This is a genomic window from Streptomyces abyssalis (assembly GCF_001751365.1).
Classification (GTDB): domain Bacteria; phylum Actinomycetota; class Actinomycetes; order Streptomycetales; family Streptomycetaceae; genus Streptomyces; species Streptomyces abyssalis.
Genome location: NZ_LJGT01000029.1, coordinates 1 through 2,158, shown reverse-complemented (window position 1 = coordinate 2,158; position 2,158 = coordinate 1). Strand labels below are relative to the sequence as shown.

1 protein-coding gene is annotated in these 2,158 nt (G+C 72.8%); it reads right to left on the bottom strand.

The features are described from left to right. Window positions 1–176: 176 nt before the first annotated feature. Window positions 177–1,949 carry a tetratricopeptide repeat protein gene (locus AN215_RS00150; RefSeq protein ID WP_070008656.1) on the bottom strand — a complete coding sequence of 591 codons (1,773 nt, stop codon included), beginning with the start codon at window positions 1,947–1,949 and terminating at the stop codon, window positions 177–179. Between the last annotated feature and the right edge of the window lie 209 nt (window positions 1,950–2,158).

Genomic DNA, 2,158 nt, shown 5'->3' with positions numbered 1-2,158 from the left:
GCGACCTCTGGGTTATGAGCCCAGCGAGCTACCGAGCTGCTCCACCCCGCGCCGTTGTGCCGTAACTCTAACCCTGCGCCGACGACCAGTGCAAATCGCTTCCGTACAGCCGGACCGGGCCCGCGCATGAGCGCACGTGACCCGGCCGGCCACACGGTCGTACACCGCCTCGGCGGTCAGGCGGTCAGCTCCGACCGAAGAGCGTCACGCAGCTTCGCCGCGCGCCCGGCCACCTCGGCGGGGCCCAGTTCGACGGCCCTGGCGCACCAGCGCTGCCCTGTCTCGAGCTCGCCCCGTCTCGCACTGAGCAGCGCGAGACGGAGAGCCGCACGCCCGTGTCCCGCCTCGGCGGCACGGGTCCACCACAGCGCCGCCTCCGGCTCGCTGCCCTCGCGAGCCAGCAACAGGCCGAGGTTGAAAGCCCCGTTGGGGCTCCCGGCCTCCGCCGCGGCCCGGTACCACCGGGCGGCGTCGACGACCTCCCCGCGGGCCGCCACGCACATGCCGAGCCGCACCTGCGCACGGCGGTGTCCCTGCTCCGCGGCACGCTCGTACCATTCCTCGTGCTCGTCGCGGCTGCTCACGGACGCCGTCGCACCCGTACTGTCCGCCTCCTGCGGGCCCCGGCGCTCCAGGAGCGCCGCCAGCCGGAAGGCGCCCTCGACACTTCCGCCGCCGGCGGCACGGCGAAGCTGAGCCTCCGCACCCTGCTCGTCGCCCTCCTGCAGGAGCGCGATGCCCACTTGCAGCGCGGCCTCCGCGTGCCCGGCTGCGGCCGCCCGTGCGTACCAGACCCGGGCCGTACGGTGATCGCCCCGGCCGACGTACAGGATGCCCAGGTTGAACGCGGCGTCGATGCTGCCCGCCTCCACCGCCTTGGAGAACCAGGGCTCGGCGCCGTCGGCGTCGCCACGCTGCAGGAGCAGTACGGCAAGCGCATTGGCCGCCTCGCGGTGACCGGCGTACGCGGCACGGCGATACCACTGCTCGGCCTGAGCGGTACGGCCCTGAGCCGCGCACAGCAGCCCGAGGTTGAACGCACCGTTGTCACAGCCCGCTTCGAGCGCCACGCGATACCAGCGCTCCGCGGCCTGCCGCTCGCCCCGGTCGGCGTGAAGGGCACCCAGCGCGTTCGCGGCGTTGCCGTCGCCCTCCTCCGCCGCACGGCGCCACCAGACCGCAGCGCTCTCCTCGTCGCCCGCGTCCCTGAGCAGGAAGCCCAGGGCGCAGGCGGCACGCGGCTCACCCTCCTTCGCGGAGCTGAGATACCAGCGGCCCGCCTCCTTCAGCTCGCCGCGGCGCTCCAGGATGGCTCCGAGACGGAGCGCGGCACGGCGGTGACCGCGCGCGGCCGCCTGCCTGAACCACTGCTCGGCCTCGCGCACGAGGCCCTCCGCCGCCTCGTCGCTCCGCTCTCCCTCGGCGGTGACATCGGCCCCACGGCTGCTGACGATCCGCGCGAGCCTGTACGCGGCCTCACGGTGACCCTGTTCGGCGGCAGCACGGAACCAGGCCTCCGCACCGTCCTCACCACGGTGGTCGAGCAGATCCGCCAAGGCGTACGCGCCCAGCGCGTGCCCGCACTCGGCGGCGTGCAACAGCCAGTAGTGCGCCGCGACTTCGTCGCCGCACTCGCGGTGGTGCCGCCCGAGCGCGTGTGCGGCCGCGGCCGAACCGGCGACAGCGGCGACGCGCCACCAGTCCGCGGCCTCCTCCGTGCACCCCCGCTGATGGAGCAGGACCCCCAGATTGTTCGCAGCGGCACGGTCGCCCGCGGCGGTGGCAGCGCGCAGCGGCCCTTCCGCCCCGTCGAGATCGCCACGGCGCAGCAGTTGGGCGCCGAGCACGCTCAACGCACCGACGTCCTCCACGTCTTCGCCGCCGCTGTCAACACCGGCCCGGCTCGTGCCGGCACCCGGCGGAGCTTCGAGCCTCACCTTGTCCCCCATAAACCCCATGTTCGCACCACCCGCAACCCACGTACACCTGGAATACCACCACCGGGTGAGGTCACTTCAGAGGTTTGTCGACTTCCCGACAGAGAGACACCTCAAACCGCCTGCCACGAAAGGGGATTGAGGTGTGACACGTTGACACACGCGAAGGGCCCGGATCCTTGAGGATCCGGGCCCTTCGACTTCAGTAGCGGGGACAGGAT